Here is a 25,461-nt window from a genome sequence, read left to right as displayed (position 1 = left end):
GTCCGGAAAAGAGACCCACGCCGCGTCGCCGGACGTCATCCGCGGACCGCGCACCCGGGGTCCGCGCATCGTCAGGCCGTCGGAGCCCTCTGAGCACCCTTTGAACCGGACACTCTCGGGTATCCCCGACAATGGACGCGGCCCTCCTCGTGCCGATGATCCCCGAGCTCCGGACGGTGTGAAAGAACGTGCGCCTGCTGAACGGTGAGCGACCGGCCCACGACCTGACCTACAACGACGTCTTCATGGTCCCCCGGCGCTCGGACGTCGGATCCCGTCTCGACGTCGACCTGTCGACCGCGGACGGCAGCGGTACGACCATCCCCATCGTGGTCGCGAACATGACCGCGGTCTCCGGCCGGCGCATGGCCGAGACGATCGCCCGCCGCGGCGGCATCGCGGTCATCCCCCAGGACATCCCCCTCGACGTGGTCGCCGACGTGGTCGGGTGGGTCAAGAGCCGTCACCTCATCGTCGACACGGCCATCAAGCTCGGCCCGGGCGACACGGTCGGCGCCGCGCTCGGCCTGCTGCACAAGCGGGCCCACGGCGCGGTCGTCGTCGTCCAGGACGACCGCCCCGCCGGGGTGGTCACCGAGGGCGACTGCATGGGCGTCGACCGGTTCACCCAGCTCCGCGAGGTGATGTCGCGCGACGTCCTCACGCTCCCGGACGACATCGACCCGCAGAAGGCGTTCGACACGCTGCACGCCCGCGGTTACCGGCTCGCCCCGGTCGTCGACGGGCAGGGCCGGCTCGTGGGCGTGCTGACCCGCACCGGCGCACTGCGCGCCACCCTCTACCAGCCCGCCGTCGACGCGGACGGCCGGCTCCGCGTCGCCGTCGCCCTGGGCGTCAACGGCGACGTCGAGGAGAAGGCCGGCGCGCTGCTCGACGCGGGTGCCGACCTGCTGGTCATCGACACCGCCCACGGGCACCAGGAGAAGATGCTCAGCGCGCTCCGGCGCGTCCGCGCTCTCGACCCGCGCGTCCCGATCGTGGCGGGCAACGTCGTGACCGCCGAGGGCGTACGCGACCTCGTCGAGGCGGGCGCCGACATCGTCAAGGTCGGCGTCGGCCCCGGCGCGATGTGCACCACCCGGATGATGACCGGCGTGGGCCGTCCGCAGTTCTCCGCCGTCCTGGAGTGCGCCGCCGAGGCGCGCCGGCTCGGCGGGCACGTCTGGGCCGACGGCGGCGTCCGTCACCCGCGCGACGTGGCCCTGGCGCTCGCCGCCGGTGCCGCCAACGTCATGATCGGCTCATGGTTCGCCGGGACGTACGAGTCCCCCGGCGACGTCCAGCGCGCCGCCGACGGCCGGCTGTACAAGGAGAGCTTCGGCATGGCCTCCGCCCGCGCCGTACGGCTCCGCACGTCCGACGACTCCCCCTTCGACCGCGCCCGCAAGGCGCTGTTCGAGGAGGGAATCTCCACGTCGCGGATGTACATCGACCCGCAGTCCCCCGGCGTCGAGGACCTGCTCGACTCGATCATCGCCGGGTTGCGCAGCTCCTGCACGTACGCGGGCGCGCGGACGCTGGAGGAGCTGCACGAGTACGCCGTGGTCGGGGTGCAGAGCCCGTCGGGCTACGCGGAGGGCAAGCCGCTCCACGCCAGCTGGTAGATCCGCCGATCCCTGATCCGGACGTATCGGGCTCCGGCGTCGGGGCATGCCCGTGATGGGTGGATCATAGAGGTGATGTCTAGGCGAGGACGGTGACATGCCCCGCATCGAGGGGTTCGAGGCCTACCGCATGACGATGCCCCGCGGCCGGCGGCCGGAGAGCATCGTCGTGCGGGTCTGCGACCAGGACGGCGCCGTCGGCTGGGGCGAGGTCTCGGGATCCGACTCCTGCTGGGCCGACATCGAGGAGCGCGTCGGCCCGGCGCTGCTCGGCCTCGACTGGGAGCTGCCGGAGGAGGTCGTGGGCGTCGGCGGGCTCGGCGGCCACGCGGCCACCTCGGCCATCGACGTCGCCTGCTGGGACCTGTGGTGCCGCCGGCAGGGCACCCCGCTGGCGCACGCGCTGGGCGGCACCCGCACCTCGATCGTGGCCGGCGCCCGCCTGACCGCCGAGCCGATGCTGGACGTGCTGCTCACCCGGGTGAACCGACTGGTCAGCGCCGGTTACGCCCGCGTCACGCTGGCCGTGCAGCCCGGATGGGACATCGAGCCCGTACGGGCCGTGCGCCAGGCGTTCCCCGCACTGGCCCTGCAGGCCGACGCCGGGGAGGCGTACACCGAGGAGGCGCCGCACCTGTCCGCCCTGGAGGCGCTCGACGCGTACGGGCTCCTCGCCATCGAGCGGCCGTTCGCCGGCGCCGAACTCGCCGCCCACGCCCGGCTGCAGCGCGTGATCGAGACGCCGGTGTGCCTGGACCCCGCGGACCTGGAGACGGTCGACACGGCCATCGCCATGGGCGCGGGCCGGATGCTCGGCCTGCGGATCTCGCGCCTCGGCGGCCTCACCGCCGCGCGCGGCGCCCACGACCGGGCCCTGGCGTCCGGCTGGGACACCTGGTGCGGAGGCGCGGCGGGCTTCGGCATCGGCCAGGCGGCGGCCGTCGCGCTGGCCGCGCTGCCCGGCTGCGACCTGCCCAGCGACGTCAGCGAGACCCCGTCCCAGACCTCCGTGGTATCCCCACCGGTCCGCGCCAACGGCGGCGTCGTCGCCGTCCCCCTCACCCAGCCGGGCCTCGGCCACGACATCGACTCCGACCTGGTCACCCGCCTGTCCCGCCAGAGCCTGCGCATCCCCGCCTGATCCGGGCGGCGACCCGGCCGCTCCCGGCTGCACACGCCACGGAGACTGATCACTGGCATTCGCCGCCGTCAGAGAAGCGGTGAACGCCGGTGAATCCGAACACCGGCGGTGAGACCGCTATCGCCGCCCGTGGGGCCCTGGGCGATCGTCAGAGGACGTCGCTGAGGAATTGGCGGAGTCGCGGGCTGTCCGGGGAGTCGAAGATCTTCTCCGGGGGGCCGGTCTCGACGGCGACGCCCTGGTCGAGGAAGACGACCACGTCGGACGCCTCGCGGGCGAAGTTCATCTCGTGGGTGACGACGACCATCGTCATGCCCTGGCGCGACAGGTCGGCCATCAGGCTCAGGACGCCCTTGACCAGCTCCGGGTCGAGGGCCGAGGTCGCCTCGTCGAACAGCATCACCTGCGGCCGCATCGCGAGGGCGCGGGCGATCGCCACCCGCTGCTGCTGCCCGCCGGACAGGTGGCCCGGCCGGGAGCCGGCCTTGTCGGCGAGCCCGACGAGCTCCAGCTGGTGGCGGGCGACCTGTTCGGCCTCGTCGGCGGACAGCTTGCGGATGCGGCGCAGCGGCAGCATGAGGTTGCGCAGGACGTTCATGTGCGGGAACAGGTTGAACTGCTGGAACACCATGCCGACCTGCTGCCGCAGCCGGTCGGGGTCGCGGTCCAGGACGCTGACGCCGTCGAGGAGGACGTCGCCCTTGTCGGGCTCGATCAGCCGGTTGATGGTCCGCAGGAACGTCGACTTGCCCGAACCCGACGGGCCGATCACGCAGGCGGTCTCGCCCTTGCCGACGTCGAGATCGACGCCGCGCAGCACCCGGTTGGTCCCGAACGCCAGGTGGATGTCGCGGGTGGCGAGGCTGACGGAGGAGAACGTCTCTCGCTGCTCTTCGGTCATCGGCTGCCCGGCGTGCAGACCCCGGCCTTGAGGCCGGGGAGGAAACGCCGTTCCCTCCTTGGACTGTCGGTGGTGGTGGTTAGGGTGCGGGCATGCGGTTCCGGCTTACGCCCACGCCCGCCCAAGAGCAGGGCTTGCTGGACCACTGCGCACACGCCCGTTTTGTGTGGAATCTCGCGGTTGAGCAGCATCAGCATTGGCAGCCGGGCCGGGCGTCCGCGCCGGGCTATGTCGAGCAGTGCCGCCAGTTGACTGAAGCGAGACGAGCGTTCGAGTGGTTGGCTGCCGGGTCGCAGACGGTGCAGCAGCAGGCATTGCGTGACTTCACCCAAGCCATGGCGAACTTCTTCGCAGGGACCCATCGACGGCCGACCTGGCGCAGAGCGGGCGTGCATGAGGGGTTCCGAATCGTCGGCCAGCGCGGTCGACAATGGGACGCCCGGCGGTTGTCCCGCAAGACCGGACAGGTGTGGATCCCGAAGGTCGGCTGGGTGAAGTTCCGCTGGTCCCGCCAGGTTCCCGACGAGGCCAAATCGTTCCGGGTAAACCGAGATCGAGCGGGCCGCTGGCACGTGTGCTTCGCGGTGATCCCGACGCCCATCGACGGGCCCGGCAAGGGCGAGGTCGTCGGGGTGGACCGTGGCGTGGTCGTCTCGGCAGCCCTCTCCACCGGCGAGCAGTTGTCCGTGCCGGGCCTGCGCAAGACTGAGGCCGACAATCTGCGGCGCCTGCAACGCAGGCTGGCGCGCGCGAAGCCGGGGTCGAACCGGCGGGCGCGGGTCAAGATGGCGATCGGCCGGATCAAAGCGCGTGAGACCGACCGGCGTAAGGACTGGGTGGAGCAGACATCCACCGCCCTGGCCCGGAGCTACGACGTCATTCGTGTCGAGGATCTGAGGATCAAGAACATGGTGCGGTCCGCACGCGGCACCCTCGCCGCGCCGGGCACGAATGTGCGGGCCAAGGCCGGGCTGAACCGCTCGATTCACGCGGCCGGCTGGGGCCTGCTGGTGACCCGCCTGGAACAGAAGGCCTCCGGCCGGGTGGAAAAGATCAATCCTGCGTACACGTCTCAGATCTGTCATGCCTGTGGGCATCGCGCCGCGGAGAGCCGTGAGAGCCAAGCGGTCTTTCGTTGTCGCACCTGCGGGCATGTCGATCACGCGGATGTGAACGCGGCCAAGAACATCGCGGCAGGACGTGCCGTGACAGCGCGAGGAGCCCTCCAGCCACTGGGCGGGGCCGTGAACCGCGAACCTCAACCTGTTCTCACCTCGGTAGAGACCGGGTTGGAATCTCCCGCCTTGACTCCAGGTGGGGGAGGACGTCAATTGGTGCCCTCACTCGTCGCGGGGAGCGGCGTCTCACCGGCCATCTGAAGCGGCTCGTCGGTGTCCGGCGGGCCCGTCCTCGTGCGTCGGCCTTGGCGCAGCCGGTGGTCCACGAAGTTCACGAAGTGGGTCAGCGGCACCGTGAGCACCAGGTAGAAGATGCCGGCCAGCAGCAGCGCCGACTCGTTGCCGGTGTTCGCGGCGGCGTCCTGCCCGATCCGGAACAGCTCGCGCTGACCGGCCGCCAGGCCGAGGAAGTAGACGAGACTGGAGTCCTTGATCAGCGCGATCAGCTGGTTGACCCAGGCGGGCAGCACCCGCCGAACGCCCTGCGGAATGATCACGAGCAACAGGGCCGCCGAGTGCGAGAACCCCAGGGCCCGGGCCCCTTCGAGCTGACCGGGGTCGACGCTCTGGATCCCGGACCGGAAGATCTCACCGATGTACGCGGTCGCGATCAGCGACAGGGCCAGGATGCCCAGGGGGTAGGGGTTGGGACCCCACATCTTCATCCCGATCTGCGACAGGCCGACGCCGATCAGCAGGATGGTGACCACGGCGGGCAGGCCGCGGAAGATGTCGGTGTAGACGCGCGCGGGCCACCGGAGCCAGCGGTGCCGGGAGATGCCGGCCATGGCCAGCAGCATCCCGAGCACCGTGCCGATCAGCGCCGAGATCGCCGAGAGGATCAGCGTGTTCGGCAGGCCCGTCTTGAGCATGTCGGGCAGGGCCTGCCGCATGGATTGCCAGTTGAAGAAGGTGTCCCACAACGTACTCAGCTGGTCCATCCGCCTTCTCCCATCAGCCCGCGCGCGTCAGTGTTCGGTCGGCCGGTCAGGACGACGGCGACGCGGCGGGCGCGCCCGAGGCCTGGACCGGCGGGAAGGTCACCGTGCCGCTGCCCGGCTTGAACTCCTTGGGCACCTCACGGCCGGGGTAGTACTCCTCCTGCAGCTTGGTCCAGGTGCCGTCCTTGATGACCTCGTCGAGCCCCTTGTTGAGCGCCGCGAGGAGCTCGGGGTGGTCCTTGGCGACCGCGAACGCCATCGGCGTCGAGCCGAGCATCTTCGCGGCGGCGACGACCTTGCCGCCGCTGTCCTTGGCGGTCTTCTCGCCGATCTCGGCGGGGGCGATCCAGGCGTCGGCGGTCTTGGACTTCAGCTGGTTGAGCGCGCCGTTGTAGTCGGGCACCCGGACCGGGTTGAGGCCCTGCTTGGTGGCGTAGTCGTCCTGGACCGTGCCCTGGACGACGACCACGCGCTTGCCCTTGAGCTGGTCGAAGCTCGTGATCGGCGAGCCGGCCGGCACGTCGAGACCGAAGTAGCCGAAGTCGTAGCCGTTGGTGAACGCCACGGTCTTCTTACGGGCCTCGGTGATGGTGATCGAGGAGCTGCCGACGTCGTACTTGTGGGTGGCCACCTGCGACAGCAGGGCCGAGAAGTCGGTGCCGGCGAACTGCACCTTCAGCCCGATCTTGGCGGCGACCGCGGCCAGCAGGTCGTTGTCGAAGCCGGTGAACCTGCCGTTCTTCAGGTAGATGTTCGGCGGGGCGTCGGTCAGCGTGGCCGTGCGCAGGACGCCGGGCTGGAGCAGCTTGTACGGGTTGCCGGCGGACGCCTTCGACGAGCCGCCTCCCCCGCACGCCGCCAGGGCACTGGCGGCGACGACGGCGACGGCGGTGGTCGCGAGGGCTCGCAACGGACGCATGGGGGTTCTCCTCCGGGATTCATACGCGTGTGCCCGCGTCGGTGGATGCCGCGACGCGGAAGCGGCGGGAAGGCGTCCGCGGACGGCCGAAGATCGGCGCGGAGTCCGCGTGGACGGGAAGAAGGCGCCCGGTCAGTTCGTGACGGGGCGGCCGAGGCACGGCCGACAGCTCATCGACGTGACGCGGAGCAGGTCGATGTGCCTGCGCGTCACGAGATAGCTGTTCATGCCGTTAATCCTGCACATTCGGCCGGGACAGCGTCAAATCGACCGCACTCTGCGGTGCGACCGCCTACGCCGACTTCTCGGGGCGCTCCTGCCCGTCGTACGGCCGATCGCGCGGTACCAGCGTCGGGTTGACGTTCCGCAGCACGGTCTCCCGGGTGACGACGACCTTGGCGACGTCGTCCCGGCCCGGCACCTCGTACATCACGTTGAGGAGGACCTCCTCGCAGATCGCGCGCAGGGCCCGGGCGCCGGTGCGGCGCAGCAGGGCCTGGTCGGCGATCGCGGCGACGGCGTCGTCGGTGAACTCCAGCTCGACCCCGTCCATCGCGAACAGCTTGCGGTACTGCTTGAGCAGTGCGTTGCGCGGCTCGGTGAGGATGCGGACGAGCGCCGCCCGGTCCAGGGGATCGACGGCCGACACCACCGGGAGGCGGCCGACGAACTCTGGGATCAGCCCGAACTCCCGCAGATCCTCCGGCATCACCCGGGCGGGGGAATCCCGCCGGCCGGTCTCGACCTCGGCCACGGCGCCGAATCCGATCTCCCGGCGGCCGGACCGCCGCTCGACGAGCTGCTCCAGGCCGGCGAACGCGCCACCGCAGATGAACAGCACGTCGGTCGTGTCGATCTGGACGAACTCCTGCTGGGGGTGCTTGCGGCCGCCCTCCGGCGGGACGCTCGCGACCGTGCCTTCGAGGATCTTCAGCAGGGCCTGCTGAACCCCCTCCCCGGACACGTCGCGCGTGGTGGAGGGGTTGTCGGACTTGCGGGCGAGCTTGTCGATCTCATCGATGTAGACGATCCCCGTCTCGGCCCGGCGGACGTCGTGGTCGGCGGCCCGCAACAGCGCCACCAGAATGTTCTCGACGTCCTCTCCGACATAGCCGGCCTCGGTGAGCGAGGTCGCGTCGGCGATCGCGAACGGCACGTCGAGGATCCGGGCGAGGGTCTGGGCCAGGTGCGTCTTGCCGGAGCCGGTCGGCCCGATCAGCAGGACGTTGGACTTGCCGAGCTCGACGGCGTCCCGGCGGTCCGCCCTGCGGCCGGGCCTCGCTTGCAGGCGCTTGTAGTGGTTGTACACGGCCACCGCGAGACTCCTCTTGGCGTCGTCCTGGCCGACGACGTACTGGTCGAGGAACGCGTGGATCTCGCGGGGCTTCGGCGGCGCGCCGACGGTGGCCGCGTCGTCCTCGTCGTCCTCGATGAGCTCGTTGCAGATCGCGACGCACTCGTCGCAGATGTAGACGCCGGCCGGACCCGCGATGAGCCTCCGCACCCGCCGCTGGCTCTTGCCGCAGAACGTGCAGGTCAGCGGCTCGTCGCCGGCATCGGTGGGCGCCATCGCCACGTCTCCTCGAAAATCCGCAGGGCCGGGTGACAGGACCCTATGATCCCATCGCCTGACTGCGACGATATCCCCGTCGGAGTTGTACTTCGTCACGTCGAAGACGCCGAACACAAGGCGGGGACGGAGGCGGGAGTGTTCGCGACGAAGGTCGGGGTCATCGTCGTTCTCGCGGGGCTCTGCGGCTGCACGACCCACACGCATCCGAACGGCCTGCGGATCTGCGGCGTCCGGATTCCCACCGGCGCCATGATGCCTTCCGTCTGGGCCCTCCGGTCACCTGATACCGGGCGGCGTCCGCCCGCGGCACCGGCCCGGACCGTGCTTCCGCCCAGCGCTCCGACGCCCGACTACTGGGCCGCCCGATACGTCCGGGTGAGCGAAGGTTGCGACGTCGGCGCCACCGTCCCGGTCACGCCGGTCACCGGAGCGGCGACGGTCGTCGTCGTCCGGGCCCGCGATGGGCTTCCGGCCGTCGTCGGCCTGCGGCTCACGAGCGCCGTGACGGTCCGCGCCTGGCGGCACGGACGCTTCGCCGGAGAGCTGGCCCTGCGCCCCGGATGACGGCCGTCCGCGTCGAGGCCGGCCGGATCGTCCCCCGCGCCGGCGGCCGGGATCGCGGGCGAGGCGGCCGGGGGTGCCGACGACGCCCAGGGATCGCGCGAGACCGCCCGCCCGTCCGCTGCCGCGCGCGCATCGGGGCGGCCCGGCGACGGCCCGGTCCGCGCGGCCGGGAAGGATCAGGGTCATGCGCGACTCGAACCCCGCGGACCTCTGGATCGTCTCCGGGCCGCCCGCCGCCGGCAAGTCGACCGTGGCGCGATTGCTGCTGTCCCGGTTGCGGCCGGTGCCCGCCCTGCTGGACAAGGACACGATGTACGGGCCGTTCGTCGCCGCCACGCTGCGGGCGGCGGGACGGCCGGACGGCGAGCGCGAGGGCCCCTGGTACGACGAGCACGTCAAGGCGCACGAGTACGCGGGGATGACCGCCACGGCGCGGGAGATCCGGTCGTACGGCTGCCCCGTGCTGCTGAGCGGCCCGTTCACCGGCCAGGTCCACGACGCCGGGCGCTGGCACGCCTGGGTGGAGGCGCTGGGCGGGCCGCCCGTTCACCTCCTCTGGGTCCGGTCCGACGCCGAGACGCTGCGCGCCCGGCTCCTCAGCCGGGGGCTGGAACGGGACGCCGGGAAGCTGGAGGGCTTCGAGCGGTTCCTGGCCGGCGTGCGGTTCGACGAGCCGCCGGTCGTACCGCACACGGTCCTGGACAACCGGTCCGGGGCGCGCCCGCTCGCCGACCAGGTCGACGAGGCGTTCCTCAGCGGTGGAACAGTTCGCGGAGGTTGACGACCAGCAGCACCCCCGCGACCACCACCAGGGGAGCCAGCAGGACGTAGCGTCCCCCGTACTTCACCGCCAGTCCCAGCCCCACCGCGACCGCCAGGCCCCCGGCGAGCATCAGCAGCCCGGTCGCGAACGCCAGGAGGCGGCGCCGCACCCACGCCTCCATCATGACGAACAGCAGCACGACGGCGGCGAGGAGGATCGCGACGGGTTCGTGCGGGATGACGAAGACGCCGACCACCGCCAGCAGGAACAGCGGCGTGCTCAGCGCCGCCCACGTGTGCAGGAACCGCGTTCGCGGCCCCCGGAACGGCGTGTACGGCAGGTGCGGTTCGCGCAGGTGGGCCTGCGGGGCGTCCGGAGCGGGCGGGCGGGCCAGGGTCGCCTCGTGCGCGCCGCGTTCCTCGGCCAGTTCGGTGCGGTCGCGGACGAGCACGGCCAGGGCGGCCTCGGCCTTGGCGACCTCGGCGGCGCGCCGGCGGGCGAGGTTCCTGGTGTTGCGGTGCCCGGCCAGGGACACCGCCGTCGTCCGGAGCCGGCGCAGTTCCTCGCGGCCGCGCTCGATCTCCGCGTCGGCGGCCTTGATCTCCTCGTCGAGGGCCGCGACCCGGGCCCGCAGCTCCCGTCGCTCCGCCTCGGGGCTCGGCGGGATCTTCTGCAGGCCGGCCCAGCCGAGGGGGTCGGCCCACAGGGTCCGTACGCGGCCGTCCCGTTCGTAGCGCGGACCGGCCGGGGCGCGCTCGCCGCCGACCCAGTCCCGCGTGTCCCGGCCCCACAGCCCGCGAAATCCCCGGACCCACGGTGTCTCGTCGGTGATGAGCACCGCCCGCCACGTACGGTCCCGGCCCGGGCCGATGCGCTCGCCGTCGCCGAGCGCGTAGTCGATGAAGGGGATGCCGACCCCGTGCCGCCGTTCCTCCCGTGCCCAGGGAAAGGCCAGCCCCATCAGGCGCTGCGCCCAGCGGACGTAGCGCCGCAGCCGTACGGGGTTGACGGTGACGAGGTACTGACCGGGCAGGAACGCGCCGGAGTGCGAGCCGGCCCCGACGAACACGACGGGGTGGTCCCCCTCCGTGCGCAGGTCGGGGTCGTCCCACCGGCGGCGCAGGTCGTCGCCGCGCTCGTCGTGCGCGGAGACCGCGACCCAGGCCGGGCGCGGGCCGTCCTCGGTGTCGGCGAGGTACACGGTCACCGACTCCCAGTCGCCCTCGTGGTCGTTGACCCCGGCGAACGTCGTACGCCAGTCGTTCATCGCGTACAGGAACCAGTACTGCAACACGATGTAGCCGCCCTCGCGGACCACCCGGCCGTAGTACGTGGCCTGGTCGCGGTTCAGGTGCCGCTCGCCGATGTCGGCGGCCGCCGCCGTGACCCCGCCGGGCACCGAGCCGCGCAGGAACAGCGAGGCGCGCAGGAGCACGTCGAAGACCCGCCCGATGAGGCCGACGGCGGCCAGGCGCCCGGAGCGGGCGATGGGCGGCTTGGCGCGGGCGCGGTGGGCGCGCACCTCCCGCCGGTCGAACGGCCGCTGGACGAGCAGCAGCGACAGCTCGGCGCCGGCGCGGTCGGCGGCCGCGGCGACCAGGCGGTCCGCGGTGAGCTCCCCCGCCTCGACGAGCCGTTGGTCCCCCTGCCACAGGCTGCAGCAGCGGATGTAGTCCTCCGCGTCGACGGGGAAGAACCGCTCGCCCGTCGTGTAGGTCAGGATCGGCTCGTACCGCCGCAGCAGCGCCAGGTCGCGGTCGCGCGGAACGGTCCCGACTTCCTCTGTCACCAGTCCCCTCTCATGGAAACGCCTCCGCCCGTTATACCGGCCCAAATCCCTGCAAAGCGCGGGTCAACGACGCGCTTGAAAGGGTCATCTGCGGGTAATCCGTAGGCGCCCGAGACTTCAGGGAGCTGATTTCCAATGACCGGGATGCTACGAGTACCTCGCAGCAGGGGTGCGCTCAGCGGTGTGATCCTCGTGCTGCTCGGACTATGGGGCGGGCTGGCCGCGCTCGTCGGCCCGTACTTCCACTTCGCGTTCACTCCGGACAAGGCGTGGTCGTTCACGGCCGGGCGGGTCTGGCTGGAGATCCTGCCGGCCTGCGCCCTGCTGGTCGGCGGCCTGATCCTGCTGGGAAGCGCCAACCGGGCCACGGCCGCCATCGGGGCGTGGATCGCCGCGCTCGGCGGCGCCTGGTTCGTCGTCGGCGGCACGCTCAGCACGATGTGGGCCGCCTCCGACCGGCTCGGCGTCCCCGTGGGCGGGACGACGCGCCAGGTGGTGGAGCAGATCGCGCTGCTGTCCGGCCTGGGTGCGGTGGCCGTGTTCTTCGCCGCGGTGGCGCTCGGCCGTCTCGCCGTGGTCGGCGTCAAGGACGCCCGCCTCGCCGAGCGTGAGGCGGCGCACGCCGAGGAGGCTCCGACGGTGGAGACGCCCCGGCCGGCCCGCGACGACCGGCCCGCGACGACCGGCCCGATCCCGCCGGCGCGTGAGGACCGGCCCGGCCCGATCCAGGCGACGCAGCCTCTCCCGCGCCGCACCGGACGCCCGCCGGTGACCCCGCCGGAGCAGGCCGCGCCCCGGCCGGCCGAGCAGACCGTGCCGCATACCCGGGAGCAGGCCGCGCCGCGGGCGCCCGAGCCGACGGACCGCCGGGTCGCCGGTGGCTCCGCGGAGGACACCGGGTCCTTCCGGCGGCCGGGCGAAGGCGCCTGATCCTCCGGCCGGCCTCGGCCTGATCCGCCGAGCCTCGGATCCGCCGACACGTCCGGGCGGCGTCGTACCGGTCGAGCATGGCGCGCGCGGACGCGATGACGAGCTCGCGCAGCTCCGGTGGCTGGAGGACCTCCGCCTCGGCGCCGAACTTCAGCAGCTCGGTGTGGGCGTGCCGGACCGACTCGATGGGGATCACGGTGCGCACCCAGCCCTCCTCGTCCGGCGGACCCGCGTTGCGCTGCGCCGCGCGGATCACCTCCGGCGTGACCAGATGGCGGAGGATCCGCATCCCCGCCGGGGAGAACCGGACGACCGCCTCGCCGTTGAACATCGCGTCGCGGAACCGCGTGAGGTAGGACGCCCAGAACTCGGCGAGGTCGAAGTCCGCCGGCCGTTCGAACTCCTCCTCGAGCATCTCGAGCGCGAGGATCCGGTCGACCCGGTAGGTGCGTTCACCGCCTCCCGAGCGATCGTCGTCCGAGCGGCCGTCCTCCGGGCGACCGCCATCCGAGCGGCCGTCCTCCGACCGGCCGACGAGGTACCAGCTTCCCGCCTTCAGCACCAGGCCGAGGGGGGCGACGGTGCGGGTGACGGGCGTCGGCGTCTTCCACCTCCGGTAGCGCATGCGGACGCGTCGCTGCTTCCAGACGGCGTCGGCGACGGTGTTCAGGTACGGCGTGGGCTCGCCGTCGTGGAACCAGCCCGGCGCGTCGAGGTGGAAGCGTTCGCGGATGCGCCCGGCGCGCTCGGCCAGCTGCCGGGGCAGCGCCGCCATGAGCTTCAGTTCGGCCGCGGCCAGGACGGTGCCGAGGCCGAGCTGGGCGGCGGGCCCGGGCAGGCCGGTGAGGAACAGCGACTCGGCCTCCTCGGCGGTGAGCCCGGTCAGGCGTGTCCGGTAGCCGTCGAGGAGCTGGTACCCGCCGGCCGGGCCGCGGTCGGCGTACACCGGCACGCCCGCCGCCGACAGGGACTCGACGTCGCGGTAGATGGTGCGCAGGGACACTTCCAGTTCGTCCGCCAGTTCCTGGGCGGTCATGCGGCCCCGCGACTGCAGCAGGAGCAGGAGGGACACCAGGCGGCTCGCGCGCATGCGCCAAGTCTGCCGTGCGCGGATGCCCGGACGGACGTCCGTGGCAGCGTGCTCGCCTCCTCGGCGGCCGGACGCGGCGGAAGGCGCCCGTCCCCGTCAGATGACGATCACCGTCTTCCCCCGGGCGCGTCCGGCCCTGCTGCGGGCGAGCGCGCCCGGCGCCTGGGGCAGGGTGACGGTGTCGCCGATCAGGACGCGGACGTTGCCCGCGTCGATCTCCCGGGCGAGGCGTTCGAGCCGTTCGGCGCCCGCCTCGTTCAGGAAGTTGAGGGCGTCGACGCCGGGCAGGCCCTCCTCCGGGACCGCGAAGACCGGGCTCAGCACGGTACCGCCGGGGCGGACGACCGGCAGCAGTTCGCGCAGCCCCGCGGTGTCGTCGACCAGGTCGATCACGGCGTCGACGGGGGCGGCCAGCCGCTCGGCGACGGGGCCGGCGGTGTGGTCGACGATCTCGGCCGCGCCCAGCGCCCGCATCAGGTCGGCCTTGTCGGCGGTCGCCGTGGCGACCACGGTGATCCCACGGGCGGCTGCCAGCTGCGTGGCGAAGGTGCCGACGCCTCCCGTGGCCCCGACGATGAGCAGGCGGCGCGCGTCGCCGACCCGGTCGACGAGGTTCAGCGCGGTCGTCCCTGCGGTCGGCACGGCCGCGGCCTCGCTCAGCGCGATCGTGCGCGGTGGCGGCGCGATGGCGTCCTCCCGGGCGACGGCCCGTTCGGCGTAGGACCCGAGCCCGCGCCGGGGGTCGCCGAACTGGCCGAAGACCGGATCTCCGGGCCGTACGCCGGTGACGCCCTCCCCCGCCCGTTCGACGGTGCCGGCGCCGTCGGTGCCGACGATCAGCGGGAACACCGTGTCCGGGATCGCTCCGTCGATGACCTTCCAGTCGAAGGGGTTGAGTCCTGCGGCGTTCATCCGGACGAGGACCTCGCCGGGGCCCGGTTCGGGCACCGGCTGCTCGGTCAGCTCCGGCTCGGCCCTGAAATCGGACACCGTCACGGCTCGCATTGGTCCCCCCCGAAATTCACCGTGCTGTCACGAGCACTACCCTGAGTAGTCAAGGCTCATTCGTCAGGGCGCGAGATGGGCGATCTTGCTCCCCGCGGCGGATAGCCTGCAGGGGTCCGTGCCCCTGGGGATCATTGGCAGGTTCGACAAGTGCGACCGACAGGCCGTGGAGTGACCATGGCACGTCTTCATCTGGCCCGCTCCGGTGCCGCGCTGGCGCTGCTCGCCGCGACGGTGACGGGGTGCAGCAGCGACCCCGGCGGCGGGAAGGCGCACCCGCCGCGCGCGGCCGCGACCTCCTCCGCAGCGGCCGCCGCTCCCAGCCCGAACCCGCTGGCCACGTCGCCGGCTCCGTCCGGCGACCCGAGCGCGTCCGCGATCGGCTCCTACCTTCGGGGGCTGGCCGAGAAGGGGAGGTTCACGGGCTCGATCACGGTGGTGCGGCGCGGTCAGGTGCTGGCCCGGTTCGCCGCGGGCAAGGCCGACTCGGCCAAGAACATTCCGAACAGCCCGGACACCATCTTCCGGATCGCCTCGGTGAGCAAGCAGTTCACCGCCATGCTCATGCTCAAGTTGCAGGACCAGGGCAAGGTCAAGCTGGACGACACGGTCTGCCCGTACCTCGTCCCGACCTACATCACGTCCTGCCCGAGCGCGTGGAAGCCGATCACGATCCGCGAGATCCTCGTCCACACCTCCGGCATCCCCGACATCTCAGAGATGCCGGACTTCTTCCCGAAGCTGGGCACGCCGACCACGCCCAAGGAGATCATCAGCCGGTTCGTTCACAAGCCCCTCGACTTCAAGCCCGGCACCGGCTGGAAGTACAGCAACTCCGGCTACATCCTCGCCGGCGCGATCATCGAGAAGGTCACCGGCAAGAAGTTCGGCGACGTGTTGCACGCCGAGATCACCGCGCCTCTCGGCCTGCAGCACACCGGTTACACCGACGGCGACCCGCCGGACGGCTGGGCCAAGGGTTACCTCTCGGTCGGCAAGCCGGCGGGCCACATCATCGGGTCGGAGGCGTACGCCGCCGGCGGCGTCTACACCACCGCCGACGACCTGACCCGCTGGGACCGGTCGTTCGGCGCGCACCTCGTCGCACCGGCGGCCACCGTGAAGCTGGCCTTCACCTCGCAGGCCGACTGCCCGTCCGGCGGCTGCCTGGACTCCCCCTCCACCGGTTACGCCTTCGGGTGGCTCGTCGACCGGTTGCACGGACACCGGTACCTCTACCATCCGGGCCTGCTCGAGGGGTACCACGCCAGCAACGTCTACCTGCCCGACGACGACATCGCCGTCGCCGTGCTCAGCAACGTTCAGGACACCGACGTGAACGGCATCGCCCGCCACCTCGCCGAACTGACCCTCAACCCCTGACGCCGGGGGACCCGGACCCCGGCTCCGACCCGGCGGGGGCGGCGCGCAGGCCGTCGAAGACGACGGCGAGGGCGCGCGCCCGTACCCCGGCGTCGCCGCCGACGTGCTCGGCCGCCTGGGAGGCGCCGACCAGGAGGGTGAGGATCTCGGGCAGGCCGACGTCCGGCCGCACCGCTCCGGCCTCCTGGGCGCGGCCCAGGAGCGCGCCGAGCGCACGCTTGAGCTCCCGGCCCGTCTCGGCCGTACTCTCCCGGACGTCGACGCCCGCCTCGGCCAGGGCGGCGGACAGGGCGTTCTTGGTCGCGGCGTGACCGACGACGCGGGCGAAGAACCCGAAGAAGGCCGCTCCCGGATCGTCCGCGCTCATCAGCCCGTCGGCCTCGGTGGCGAGCCGGTCCAGCCGGGCGACGAACACCGCCTCGAGCAGCGCCTCCTTCGTCGGGAAGTGGCGGAAGACGGTGCCGACGCCGAGGCCGGCCCGCCGCGCCACCTGCTCCGTGGAGGCGGTCGTGCCGTGCTCGGCGAAGACCGCCTCGGCCGCCTCCAGGACCCGCGCGCGGTTGCGCAGCGCGTCCGCGCGGACCGGCCGTCCGCCGTCCGTGGCGGACGCGCGCCGCGGTGCGGTCATGCACACCTTCCTCATTGACAGGCGGAGTCGCCACTCCGGATAATCCCAATCCGGAGTGATCACTCCGATTCCGCTTCGATCAACAGGAGTCTCGCATGTCCGAACCCGCCGGTCCGCGCGCCGTGTTCGAGCGTCTGAGCCGCGGCATCGCGGAGGGACGCTGGAACGACCTGGCCGACCTGTACGCCGAGGACGCCGTCGCCCATCAGCCGTTCGCCCCGGCGGGGCAGGACGCCCCCCGTCGCCTGGAGGGCCGGGAGGTGATCCGGGCGCGGTTCGCCGGCGCGGCCCGGATGGGGCTGCGGTTCGGCGTCCGTAATGTGGTCGTCCACCAGACCACGGATCCGGAGATGGTCATCGCGGAGTTCGACTACGACATTCCGGCCGGTGACGAGGTGCTGACCGCCGCCAACATCCAGGTGCTCCGCGTCCGCGACGGGCTGATCGTCGAGACGCGCGACTACCACGACCACCTCACCATCGCCCGCGCCACCGGCGGCCTCCGCGCTCTCGCCACGCCCCTCGCCGGGGAGGCCTCATGACGCCGCGCGAGGTCTTCGAGCGGCTGATCGAGGGCGTCACGGCCGGGGACTGGGACCGGCTGCCCGAGCTGTACGCCGAGGACGCCGTCGTCGCGCATCCGATGGCCGCGCCGGGCGAGCCCCTCGTCGGCCGGGACGCGCTGCGACGGCACTTCGAGCACGCCGCCACCCTCCCCTTGGAGATGAGCGCGCGGGACGTCGTGGTCCACGAGACCGCGGATCCGGAGGTCGTCATCGGGGAGTTCGAGTACGCGGGACGGATCACGACGACCGGCCGCCGGTTCACCATCCGCAACATCTTCGTCTTCCGGGTCCGCGACGGCCTGATCGTCGAGGCCCGGGACTACGCCGACCACCTGCGGTTCGGCCTCGCGATCGGCCGGCCGCCCGGCCCGCTCGCCGCCGCCCTCGCGGACGACTCCCCCTGAGACGCGGCCGCGGTCACGTCCGGCCGGGATTCACGCGCGTGCGGCCCGCTCGATCAGTGCGCGGGTGCGGAGGGGCAGCTCCTCGCACAGAGAGATCACCGTGCTGATGCGCACGACGTCCGGGACCGCGAGCAGTTCCCCGCTGATGCGGTGCAGGTCGGCGGTGTCGCGGGCGACGACCTTCAGCAGCAGGTCGGCCTCGCCCGTCGTGGAGTGCATCTCGACGACTTCGGGGAAGGCCGCGAGGGCGGAGGTCGCTCGGCGCCCGGTGGTCTGGCTCAGGGCGATCGAGACGAACGCGACGAGGCCGTGGCCGAGGGCGGCGGGGTCGACGCGGCGGGTGAACTCCCGTACGGCACCGGCCTCCTGGAGCCGCCGCAGCCGGGCGTGGAGAGTGTTGCGGGCGATGCCGAGCCTCTTGGCGAGGGCGAGGATGGTGGCGTCGGGGTCGTCGTCGACCGCGAGGAGGATTCGGGCGTCGAGGGCATCCACGGTGCGCAGTATGGCACTTGATCTCTCCCGTACTTGTCATCGTGCTCAACCAGATGACGGCCTGTTGCGCCGATGCCCATGAGGTCGCCACGGTTTCGGCATGACTCTTTCTACCGATAAGACCCTTCCGGAATCGATTGCCGCCTCGCCTTCGGCCCTCGCCGACCGGCAGGAGATCCTCCAGGACCTGTCCCGCTACCTGACCGCGGCGTGGGAGTCGTTCGACCGCCCGCGGCCGTGCGAGCCGGAGGTCGACGCGGACCTGGTCGGGCGCCTGCGAGCCCCGCTGCCGGAGCGGCCGGACGATGCGCGGGCCGCGCTGGACGACGCGGTGAACATCCTGGAGGCCAGCGTGTCGCCGTCGCGACCGCTGTTCCTCGCCTATGTCGGCTCCAGCGGCCTGGAGGTGAGCGTGCTGGCCTCGGCGCTGTCCGCCGCCTATGACGCGAACCTGGCCACCGCCGCCGGGGCCGCGGACCTCCTCGACCGGCAGGCCGTGCGCTGGGTGGCCGACTTCGTCGGCTTCCCGCTGGGAGAGGGACACTTCACCGGCGGGGGCCAGACCTCCAACCTGACCGCCCTGCTCGCGGCGCGGGAGCAGGCACTGCCGGGCGCCCGCGAGGAGGGGGTCGCCGGCCGCCGGGCCACCGTCTACTGCTCCGACGAGGCGCACCACTCCATCGCGCGCGCCGTGGAGACGGCGGGCCTGGGCCGCCGGGCACTGCGGCGGATACCGACCGACGAACGGCGCCGGATGCGCGTGGACCTGCTCCGTGGAGCCCTTCGGCGCGACCGGGCGGAGGGCTGCACGCCCGTGGCCGTCGTCGCGACCGCCGGCACGACCTTGACCGGAGCGGTCGACCCCCTCGCCGCGATCGCCGACGTGTGCGAGCGCGAGGGGGTGTGGCTGCACGTGGACGGGGCCTACGGGCTGCCGGCCGCCGCCACCTCCACGGCCGGGCACTGGTTCACCGGACTGGACCGCGCCGACTCGGTCACCATCGACGCGCACAAGTGGCTCGGCATGCAGAAGAGCTGCAGCGTCATCCTGATGCGCCGCCGCGGCCCGCTGCGGGCGGCGTTCGGCCACGAAGAGCGCTACATGCTCCACGCGGAGGACACCGGCAACCCGGTCGACCGCACCTTCGAGTACTCCCGGCCCTTCCGCTCCCTGCGCCTGTGGCTGTCGATGCGGGTCCACGGCGCCGCTCGGTTCCGTTCCTGGATCGAGGGCACGCTCGCCAACGCGGCGCTGCTCGCCGATGAGGTGCGGGCGCACGCCTCCTTCGAGCTGCTGCACGAGCCGATGCTGTCGACCGTCTGCTTCCGGCACGTCCCGCCCGGGGCGGGCGACGACGAGCTCGACGCCCACAACGAACGGCTCGCCCGCGCCATGCAGGCCGACGGCCGCGTCTACCTCGCACCGGCCATCGTCGACGGCCGCACCTGCCTGCGCGCGTGCTTCGTGAACTTCCGCACCACCCCCGACGTCGTCAAGACGGTCCTGGAGGTGGCCGACGAGCTGGGGCGGACGTTCCCCCCAGGCAAGAAGGCCCCCGTTCGTGAGCGGCAGGACGCCTCGAGACGGCCTTGAGAGTGGCCCAAGGTGGCCATGATTTACCGGGGCCATTACTCTTTGTCGGGTCCACCCCTAGGCTTGTCGATCATGGAGGAACGGATTCACGACGTCATCGACGTTCACACGCCGTCCCCCGCTCGCATGTACGACTACTGGCTGGGCGGCAAGGACAACTTCGCCGCCGACCGGGAGGCGGCCGAGAAGGTCATCGCCGCCCACCCCGAGCAGCGGGAGCTCGTACGCGCCAACCGCGACTTCCTCGTACGCGCGGTGGCCTACCTCGCGGAACAGGGGATCGAGCAGTTCCTCGACCTGGGCACGGGCATCCCGACCTCGCCGAACGTGCACGAGGTCGCCCGCGAGATCCGCCCGGCCGCACGCGTCGTCTACGTCGACAACGACCCGATCGTGTTCGCGCACAACCAGGCGTTCCGCGCCACCGACGACCGGGTCGCCACCGTGCACGCCGACATCCGCCGCCCCGGCGAGATCCTGGGCGACCCGGCCGTCAAGCGGCTGATCGACTTCGACCGGCCGGTCGGCCTGCTCGCCGTCGCCGTCCTCCACTTCGTCCCGGAGGGCGAAGAGGTGATCGCGACGCTGCGGAAGACCATGGCGCCCGGCAGCTTCCTGGCCCTGTCCACCGGCACGTACGAAGGACTCAGCCCGGAGCAGCGCGAACGCATAGAGAACGCCTACGCCAAGGCCAGCGCCCCCGCCGTGATCCGCTCCCGCGCGGAGATCGAGCGGCTGTTCACCGGCTTCGACGTCGTCGACCCCGGCATCGTCCACGTCGCCAAGTGGCGGGCCGACGGTCCGGAGACCCAGGGCCGGCTGCTGGCCGGCGTGGGCCGGCTCGGGACGTCGTCGTCCGCGGGCTCCTGAGCGCGGTCAGCAGGTCGGCTCCCGGCGGCTCAGCGGTTCCGCCAGCACGGTCCGGCCGATCTCCTCGGCGAGCCGTTCGAGCAACGGGCCCGCGTCCTCCATGCAGCGGCCCGGGTCGGGTTCCAGATCGGTGAGCGCGTACGCGCGGGCGAACCCCGCGGCGCGGAGCTGCTCGTCGCTCAGCGCCCGCCGCCCGGACACGGCGACGACCGGCACCCCCGCCCGCCGGGCCGCCTGCGCCACGCCCACCGGCGCCTTGCCGCGCAGGCTCTGGGCGTCCAGGGAACCCTCCCCCGTCACCACGAGCCGCGCGCCGTCGAGCCGGGCGTCGAACCCGAGCAGGTCGAGCAGGTAGGCGATGCCCGGCTCCATCCGGGCGGACAGGAACGTCATCGCGCCGAACCCCACCCCGCCGGCCGCGCCGGCCCCTGGGAGCCCGGCCATCACGAGGCCGAGGTCACGGCGGACGACCGCGTCCAGGCGGGTCAGCCCCGCCTCGAGGATCTCGACCTGGTCCGGGCCGGCCCCCTTCTGCGGCGCGAACACGCGGGCGGCGCCGTCCGGCCCGAGCAGCGGGCTGTCGACGTCGCCCGCCACCACGACGGTGACCCCGCGCAGCCGGTCGGTCAGCGCGGACGTGTCGACGGCGTCCAGGTCCCGCAGCGCGGCGCCGCCCGGCGGGAGGTCGCGGCCCTGGGAGTCGAGGAGGCGGGCGCCCAGGGCGGCGGCCATGCCCGCGCCGCCGTCGGTGCAGGCGCTGCCGCCCAGGCCGAGGACGACCTGACGCGCCCCGTCCGCCACCGCCGCGGCGATCAGCTCGCCGGTGCCGTGGCTTGAGGCGGTCAGCGGCGCGGGCACGCCGCCGGGCAGCACACGCAGCCCGGACGCCTCGGCCAGCTCGACGACGGCGGTCTCGTCGCGGATCGCGTACGACGCCGTGACGGGCTCACCGGTCGGCCCGCTGACGACGGCGCGACGCCGGGTGAATCCGGCGGCGACCGCGGCGTCCACGGTGCCGTCACCGCCGTCCGCGACCGGCATGGTCATCAGCAGGACCTCCGGATGGACGCGACGCAGCCCGGCTGCGACGCGCGCGGCCACCTCGGGAGCGGTCAGCGACCCTTTGAACTTGTCGGGTGCGATGACGACGTGGCTGCTCATGGATTCCCTTCTCACCGGACCGGAATCACGATCTTGTGCCGCCGATTATCCAGTCTCGTCCGAGTCCTTCCGCACGGATCGACGGTCCGGTCGCCCCGCGGCCCGGACCCGGCGCCGGGCCCCGCCGTCAGCCCACTCCGCGCGCGGCCGCGTCGCCGCCGCCTCCGGGCCGCTGAGCAGGGCCGACGGGACACATGACCGGAATCGCGCGTAGGCCGCGGTTGTTACTCTCTCTGGCAGCACACGATTGGAGTTCCATCGATGACCGGCGACCAGCTCACCACCGGCGACCAGCTCACCACCGGCGAGCAGCCCACCACCGGCGAGCAGCTGGCTCCGCGCAGGAAGTCCTACGAGGAGAAGTTCGCGGAGCGCCTCGCCAGGCGGCAGGCCGGGCGGAAGCCCCTCAAAGAGGGCAAGGTCTTCGAGCACGGTCCCGCCAAGTTCGTGTTCATGTTCGTCATCGGGTTCGTCGTCATCGGCCACGTGCTGGTCCTCATCATCATGATGCTGAGCGGCATGCACTGACGTCCGGCGCGAAGCGGACAACGATCTTGCCGTCGCCCCGGCCGCGCCTCTAAGGTGCGAAGTCCGACCGGTGAACGCCCGCCGACGACGGCGCGCCGGCCGTTCCCGGTGATCCGGTGCTCTCGGGTCACGACGGCTGCCCTCGAGGAGATCGTTCATGCGTCTTCGCCGGCTCGCCTCCCTCTTGTCCGCCGCCGTCGTCGCCGTGTCGCTCGGCACCGCTCCGGCCGCGGCCGCGGCGACGGTCCCCGACGACCGGCCGTTGCCGCCGTACACGATCAGCAACCCCGCGCTGCCGCCGCTGGCGGTGGACGGCCGGACGACGACCGTGCACCAGGGCGTGTTCCACCACGCCGCGTACGACATCGAGGTCCCGCCGCACTGGAACGGCGAGCTGGTGATGTGGGCGCACGGCTACCGCGGCGCGACGACGACGCTGACCGTCGACCCGCCCGCCTTCGGGCTTCGTCAGAAGCTGGTCGGCGAGGGTTACGCCTGGGCCGCGTCCTCGTACGCCGACAACGACTACGACGTGCGCTCCGGAGTCGTGCAGACCCGCGACCTCGCCGACCTGTTCGCCCGGCTCCAGCACCGCCCGCGCCGCACCTATGTCGCGGGCGTGTCCATGGGCGGCCATGTGATCGGCCGGTCGATCGAGCAGTACCCGGGCTTCTACTCCGGCGCTCTCCCGATGTGCGGGGTGCTGGGCGACGACCGGCTCTTCGACTTCTTCCTGGACTACAACCTGGTCGCGCAGGACCTGGCCGGCGTGCGCGCCTATCCCCCACCGGCCGACTACCTGACGAACGCCGTGCCCAGGATCGAGCAGGCGCTCGGGCTCGCAAGCCTGAAGCCGGGCGGCCCGGACACCGCCAACGATCTCGGCAAGCAGCTGCGGGCCATCACGATCGACCGGTCGGGCGGACCCCGCCCCGGCGCCGAGGCGGCCTTCCCGGTCTGGAAGGACTACCTGTTCAGCCTGGGTGCTCCGGCGGCCGGCACGAGCCTGGCGCAGGACCCGGCGCAGGTCGCCGGCAACGCCGCCACGCGGTACACGCCGAACACCCCGGTGGACGTGAACGCCACCGTGCAGCGGGTCCGCCCCGCCGACCCGGCCGACCGGTACTCCCCGCGGCTGTCCCAGATCCCGCGGATCTTCGGGATCCCCACCGCCAAGGTCGTGACCCTGCACGGCCTGGGCGACATGTTCGTGCCGTTCTCGATGGAGGAGATCTACGGGGCGGAGGCCGCCCGTGCCCACCGGTCCGGGCTCGTCGTGCAGCGCGCCATCCGGACCGCGCAGCACTGCGAGTTCTCGCCCACCGAGGCCGGGCATGCCTGGGACGACCTGGCCCGCTGGGTCCACGACGGTCCCCGGCCGGCCGGGGACCCGGTCACCGACCCCGCGATGGTCGCGCGGCCCGACTTCGGCTGCCGGTTCACCGACGCGGCGGCCTATCCCTCCGGCACGCGCGGGCTGTTCCCCGCCTGCCCCACATCCTGACGGGATCACCGCGATGAACGTCGAGGAGCAGCGGGCGTACGCGCGGCGGCTGGCCGCCGAGTCGATCGCCCAGGGCGACGCCACCGGGTGGTTCGAGCGCCTGTACGCGGCGGCCGAACGCGGGGAGACGGCGGTCCCCTGGGCCGATCTGGAGCCGAACCCGCTGCTGCGGGCCTGGGCGCGTCCGGAGCCGGGTCGCGCGGTCGTCGTCGGCTGCGGGCTGGGGGACGACGCCGAGTACCTCGCCGGGCTCGGTCATGACGTGACCGCCTTCGACGTCTCCGGGACGGCCGTCGCGCGGGCCCGGTCCCGTTTTCCGGGCTCCCGCGTGCGGTACCGGACGGCGGACCTGCTCGCGCCGCCTCCGCAGTGGCGGCGCGCCTTCGACCTCGTCGTGGAGAGCTACACGGTCCAGGTGCTGCGCGGGGACGCACGCGAACGCGCCATCGCCCATACCGCCGACCTGGTCGCCCCGGGCGGCACGCTGCTCGTCATCGCCCGTGCCAGGGAGGAGAGCGACGACCCGGGCCGGATGCCCTGGCCGCTGACCCGCGCCGAGATCGAGTCGTTCCCCCTGCCCGCCGTGCGGATCGAGGATCTCCTCGACGACGAGGACCCGCCCGTACGCCGCTGGCGCGCGGAGTTCCGCAGGCCCGCGGTCTCCTGACCCCCGGGGCCATTGGACGGCGGATCCCCACCGGACGGCGGATCCCCACCGGACGCCGCGTACGCCAACGACTGGGCCTGCCGGCCGAGGAGGCCGGTCCATCCAGTGGCGAATCGCTCGGAACTGCCGGGCGTTTCAACCACATCGGCCTGGTCAACGCAGTACCTGCGCCATCGATCAGGCCGAACGGCGCAACGCCGCCTGAATCCAGGGAGAAGACGTGGCCGGATGGCGTGAGATCATCGCCGAGTTCGCGGCGACGGCGATTCTGCTGGCGCTGAGTGTCAGCGCGATCGTTGCGGGGTTCGCGACCGGCTCGCCCATCGTCACGGCCATCCCGTGCCACGACCTTCGGCGGCTGCTGACGGGGGCCCTGATCGCGGGCGTCGCCGTGGTCATCGTCTATTCTCCGCTCGGCCGGACCAGCGGCGGGCACATGAACCCGGCGGTCACCCTGGCCTTCTTCCTGCTCCGCAAGCTCACCCCGCGCTCGACCGCCGCGTACGCCGCCGCCCAGTTCGGCGGAGCCGTCACCGGCGCGCTGCTGGCCCTGTTCACGTGGGACCGCTCTGCCGCCGACGTTCGTCTCGGGGCCACCGTCCCCGCGCTCGGCGGGCCGGCGGCGTCCCTGGGCGCGGAGGCCGTCATGACCTTCCTGCTGGTGACACTGATCCTCGATTTCGTCGACCGACCACGCCTCATGCCCTTCACCGGGGCGGCGGTCGGTCTCCTGGTGGCGGTGCTGTTCTTCGTCGAGCGTCCGGTGTCCGGCGCCAGTCTCAACCCGGCCCGCAGCTTCGGACCCGCGCTCGTCGGCTTCGTCTGGACAGGGCTTTGGGTCTACCTGACGGCGCCACCCCTCGGTGCCCTGGCCGCGGCGTTGCTGTATCGGCGGCGTCGCAGGACGGTGGCCTGCGGAAAGCTCATCCACGACAGCGCGTACGCATGCCATTTTCTCGACTGCCGCTACTCGCCGCCCGCGATGCGCATCCATGCGCGGCGGTCCCGTCGTGAGAGATTCACACAACGAAGACGATCACGAAGCGTCGCCGTGCAGCTCGGGAGGACCCTCGCGCCTGGGTAACGTCGAGCCCGGTCGCGGCCCGGGCGATGTTCTTCTCGGTGCTTCCGAAGATCTCCGCAACGCTCCGGGCGCGTTCTCCCTGGTCATAGGCTTGTGGTCAGGGAATCGGGGGGCGAATCAATGGCCCGCAGGCCGCACGAACGGTCCAGCGACGCCGTACG

Annotated in this window: 25 protein-coding genes; 14 read left to right on the top strand and 11 right to left on the bottom strand. The window is 72.4% G+C overall.

The window, feature by feature from the left end:
- The first annotated feature begins 188 nt into the window (after positions 1 to 188).
- Positions 189 to 1,625, top strand: a complete 1,437-nt coding sequence (locus tag NDW01_RS16170) for a GuaB1 family IMP dehydrogenase-related protein (RefSeq protein WP_252821340.1) — start codon at positions 189 to 191, stop codon at positions 1,623 to 1,625.
- A 97-nt stretch (positions 1,626 to 1,722) separates the two neighbouring features.
- Complete coding sequence (locus tag NDW01_RS16165; RefSeq protein WP_252821338.1) at positions 1,723 to 2,766, top strand: enolase C-terminal domain-like protein; 1,044 nt, start codon at positions 1,723 to 1,725, stop codon at positions 2,764 to 2,766.
- Between the two features lie 148 nt (positions 2,767 to 2,914).
- Here the strand turns inward: NDW01_RS16165 and NDW01_RS16160 are convergent, their stop codons facing one another.
- The gene (locus NDW01_RS16160) at positions 2,915 to 3,667 is read right to left on the bottom strand and encodes an amino acid ABC transporter ATP-binding protein (RefSeq protein WP_252821336.1); all 753 of its coding nucleotides are present in this window, start codon (positions 3,665 to 3,667) and stop codon (positions 2,915 to 2,917) included.
- A 92-nt stretch (positions 3,668 to 3,759) separates the two neighbouring features.
- Between NDW01_RS16160 and NDW01_RS16155 the strand changes: the two genes are divergently transcribed.
- The gene (locus NDW01_RS16155; RefSeq protein WP_252821334.1) at positions 3,760 to 5,046 is read left to right on the top strand and encodes an RNA-guided endonuclease InsQ/TnpB family protein; all 1,287 of its coding nucleotides are present in this window, start codon (positions 3,760 to 3,762) and stop codon (positions 5,044 to 5,046) included.
- Here the strand turns inward: NDW01_RS16155 and NDW01_RS16150 are convergent.
- The 3 genes from NDW01_RS16150 to clpX all read right to left on the bottom strand — a co-directional run bounded on the left by NDW01_RS16150 (position 4,995) and on the right by clpX (position 8,275).
- Positions 4,995 to 5,786 (bottom strand): amino acid ABC transporter permease, encoded by a 792-nt coding sequence (locus NDW01_RS16150; RefSeq protein ID WP_252821332.1) that lies wholly within the window; start codon positions 5,784 to 5,786, stop codon positions 4,995 to 4,997. The two genes, NDW01_RS16155 and NDW01_RS16150, sit on opposite strands and share 52 nt — an antisense overlap.
- Before the next feature lie 46 nt (positions 5,787 to 5,832).
- Positions 5,833 to 6,705 carry an ABC transporter substrate-binding protein gene (locus tag NDW01_RS16145; RefSeq protein WP_252821330.1) on the bottom strand — a complete coding sequence of 291 codons (873 nt, stop codon included), beginning with the start codon at positions 6,703 to 6,705 and terminating at the stop codon, positions 5,833 to 5,835.
- A 292-nt stretch (positions 6,706 to 6,997) separates the two neighbouring features.
- Positions 6,998 to 8,275, bottom strand: coding sequence for an ATP-dependent Clp protease ATP-binding subunit ClpX (gene clpX, locus NDW01_RS16140; protein ID WP_252821328.1), 1,278 nt, complete (start codon positions 8,273 to 8,275; stop codon positions 6,998 to 7,000).
- Positions 8,276 to 8,413: 138 nt separating this feature from the next.
- On the opposite strand from clpX, the gene NDW01_RS16135 reads away from it, so the two are divergent.
- A complete protein-coding gene (locus NDW01_RS16135; protein WP_252821326.1) occupies positions 8,414 to 8,842 on the top strand; it encodes a hypothetical protein in 429 nt (142 codons plus the stop codon).
- Positions 8,843 to 9,026: 184 nt separating this feature from the next.
- Positions 9,027 to 9,623 carry an AAA family ATPase gene (locus NDW01_RS16130; protein ID WP_252784935.1) on the top strand — a complete coding sequence of 199 codons (597 nt, stop codon included), beginning with the start codon at positions 9,027 to 9,029 and terminating at the stop codon, positions 9,621 to 9,623.
- Here the strand turns inward: NDW01_RS16130 and NDW01_RS16125 are convergent.
- The 4 genes from NDW01_RS16125 to NDW01_RS16110 form a co-directional block, all read right to left on the bottom strand.
- The gene (locus NDW01_RS16125; protein ID WP_252821324.1) at positions 9,595 to 11,394 is read right to left on the bottom strand and encodes a hypothetical protein; all 1,800 of its coding nucleotides are present in this window, start codon (positions 11,392 to 11,394) and stop codon (positions 9,595 to 9,597) included. The two genes, NDW01_RS16130 and NDW01_RS16125, sit on opposite strands and share 29 nt — an antisense overlap.
- Positions 11,395 to 11,598: 204 nt before the next feature.
- Complete coding sequence (locus NDW01_RS16120) at positions 11,599 to 12,015, bottom strand: hypothetical protein (RefSeq protein ID WP_252821322.1); 417 nt, start codon at positions 12,013 to 12,015, stop codon at positions 11,599 to 11,601.
- Positions 11,978 to 13,414 (bottom strand): helix-turn-helix transcriptional regulator, encoded by a 1,437-nt coding sequence (locus NDW01_RS16115; RefSeq protein WP_308211710.1) that lies wholly within the window; start codon positions 13,412 to 13,414, stop codon positions 11,978 to 11,980. Before NDW01_RS16115 ends, NDW01_RS16120 begins: the two co-directional genes overlap by 38 nt.
- A gap of 96 nt (positions 13,415 to 13,510) precedes the next feature.
- The gene (locus NDW01_RS16110; protein WP_252821320.1) at positions 13,511 to 14,419 is read right to left on the bottom strand and encodes an NADP-dependent oxidoreductase; all 909 of its coding nucleotides are present in this window, start codon (positions 14,417 to 14,419) and stop codon (positions 13,511 to 13,513) included.
- A gap of 177 nt (positions 14,420 to 14,596) precedes the next feature.
- Here NDW01_RS16110 and NDW01_RS16105 point away from each other — a divergent pair, with 177 nt between their 5' ends.
- Positions 14,597 to 15,802 (top strand): serine hydrolase domain-containing protein, encoded by a 1,206-nt coding sequence (locus NDW01_RS16105; RefSeq protein WP_252821318.1) that lies wholly within the window; start codon positions 14,597 to 14,599, stop codon positions 15,800 to 15,802.
- Here NDW01_RS16105 and NDW01_RS16100 read toward each other — a convergent pair.
- Complete coding sequence (locus NDW01_RS16100; protein WP_252821316.1) at positions 15,792 to 16,430, bottom strand: TetR/AcrR family transcriptional regulator; 639 nt, start codon at positions 16,428 to 16,430, stop codon at positions 15,792 to 15,794. The genes NDW01_RS16105 and NDW01_RS16100 overlap by 11 nt on opposite strands.
- Before the next feature lie 95 nt (positions 16,431 to 16,525).
- On the opposite strand from NDW01_RS16100, the gene NDW01_RS16095 reads away from it, so the two are divergent.
- Positions 16,526 to 16,972 (top strand): nuclear transport factor 2 family protein, encoded by a 447-nt coding sequence (locus NDW01_RS16095; protein ID WP_252821314.1) that lies wholly within the window; start codon positions 16,526 to 16,528, stop codon positions 16,970 to 16,972.
- On the top strand, positions 16,969 to 17,400 hold the full coding sequence (locus NDW01_RS16090) for a nuclear transport factor 2 family protein (protein WP_252821312.1): 432 nt from the start codon (positions 16,969 to 16,971) through the stop codon (positions 17,398 to 17,400). Before NDW01_RS16095 ends, NDW01_RS16090 begins: the two co-directional genes overlap by 4 nt.
- 30 nt (positions 17,401 to 17,430) lie before the next feature.
- On the opposite strand, the gene NDW01_RS16085 is transcribed toward NDW01_RS16090, so the two are convergent.
- Positions 17,431 to 17,892 carry an Lrp/AsnC family transcriptional regulator gene (locus tag NDW01_RS16085; RefSeq protein WP_252821310.1) on the bottom strand — a complete coding sequence of 154 codons (462 nt, stop codon included), beginning with the start codon at positions 17,890 to 17,892 and terminating at the stop codon, positions 17,431 to 17,433.
- A gap of 100 nt (positions 17,893 to 17,992) precedes the next feature.
- Here NDW01_RS16085 and NDW01_RS16080 point away from each other — a divergent pair, with 100 nt between their 5' ends.
- Together NDW01_RS16080 and NDW01_RS16075 are read left to right on the top strand one after the other, a co-directional pair.
- Positions 17,993 to 19,486, top strand: a complete 1,494-nt coding sequence (locus tag NDW01_RS16080; protein WP_252821308.1) for a pyridoxal phosphate-dependent decarboxylase family protein — start codon at positions 17,993 to 17,995, stop codon at positions 19,484 to 19,486.
- A gap of 72 nt (positions 19,487 to 19,558) precedes the next feature.
- Positions 19,559 to 20,356, top strand: coding sequence for an SAM-dependent methyltransferase (locus NDW01_RS16075; RefSeq protein WP_252821306.1), 798 nt, complete (start codon positions 19,559 to 19,561; stop codon positions 20,354 to 20,356).
- Between the two features lie 6 nt (positions 20,357 to 20,362).
- On the opposite strand, the gene NDW01_RS16070 is transcribed toward NDW01_RS16075, so the two are convergent.
- Entirely contained in the window at positions 20,363 to 21,517 is a 1,155-nt protein-coding gene (locus NDW01_RS16070) for a glycerate kinase (protein ID WP_252821304.1), read from the bottom strand.
- Between the two features lie 261 nt (positions 21,518 to 21,778).
- On the opposite strand from NDW01_RS16070, the gene NDW01_RS16065 reads away from it, so the two are divergent.
- The 4 genes from NDW01_RS16065 (at position 21,779) to NDW01_RS16050 (ending at position 25,300) form a co-directional block, all read left to right on the top strand.
- Positions 21,779 to 22,045: a hypothetical protein gene (locus NDW01_RS16065; RefSeq protein ID WP_252821302.1), complete on the top strand. Its 267-nt coding sequence runs from the start codon at positions 21,779 to 21,781 to the stop codon at positions 22,043 to 22,045.
- Positions 22,046 to 22,202: 157 nt separating this feature from the next.
- Positions 22,203 to 23,549 (top strand): hypothetical protein, encoded by a 1,347-nt coding sequence (locus NDW01_RS16060; RefSeq protein WP_252821300.1) that lies wholly within the window; start codon positions 22,203 to 22,205, stop codon positions 23,547 to 23,549.
- A 13-nt stretch (positions 23,550 to 23,562) separates the two neighbouring features.
- Complete coding sequence (locus tag NDW01_RS16055; protein ID WP_252821299.1) at positions 23,563 to 24,216, top strand: class I SAM-dependent methyltransferase; 654 nt, start codon at positions 23,563 to 23,565, stop codon at positions 24,214 to 24,216.
- Positions 24,217 to 24,436: 220 nt separating this feature from the next.
- Positions 24,437 to 25,300: an MIP/aquaporin family protein gene (locus NDW01_RS16050; RefSeq protein ID WP_252821296.1), complete on the top strand. Its 864-nt coding sequence runs from the start codon at positions 24,437 to 24,439 to the stop codon at positions 25,298 to 25,300.
- Positions 25,301 to 25,461: the final 161 nt, after the last annotated feature.

This window comes from Actinoallomurus soli (assembly GCF_024055715.1).
Taxonomy (GTDB): Bacteria; Actinomycetota; Actinomycetes; order Streptosporangiales; family Streptosporangiaceae; genus Actinoallomurus; species Actinoallomurus soli.
The sequence above is the reverse complement of the archived record's forward strand: the minus strand, read 5'-3'. Positions and strand labels throughout refer to the sequence as shown.